Raw genomic sequence first — 453 nt, forward strand, 5'->3', positions numbered from 1 at the left:
TGAAAACCGTGCCACTCATGCATTGTGCCATACCTATCCGGGCGGTATTAGTGCGTTTGGTGCGGCCATGAATGCCAAAGCGCAAAGCCTGGGTATGACCAGCAGCCGTTTCTATGAGCCTACCGGTTTGAATTTCCAAAATGTTTCCACTGCACGCGAGTTGAACCGTATGGTTGCGGCAGCCAGCAAATATCCGCTGATCCGTAAAAATTCGACTTCAAATTACGGCTCGGTGTTGACGGCAAATGGCCGCCAAAACTATAAAAACGCCAACGCCTTGGTGCGTGAGGGCAGCTGGAATATCGAATTGTAGAAAACCGGCTATATCCGTGAAGCCGGACGTTCTATGGTAGTGAAGGCCAATGTACAGAATCAGCCGATTACTATCGTATTGCTCAACTCTCCGTCTTCTACAACCCGCGTAAATGATGCGCGTAAGATTGAGTCTTGGAT

The 453-nt window shown here is 49.2% G+C and carries 1 pseudogene; it reads left to right on the top strand.

Going from position 1 to position 453, the window contains the following annotated elements:
• Positions 1–453, top strand: a pseudogene (locus tag ACTHUT_RS21965) (D-alanyl-D-alanine endopeptidase); the annotation flags it as partial.

It is taken from the genome of Neisseria sp. P0022.S010 (assembly GCF_051956635.1).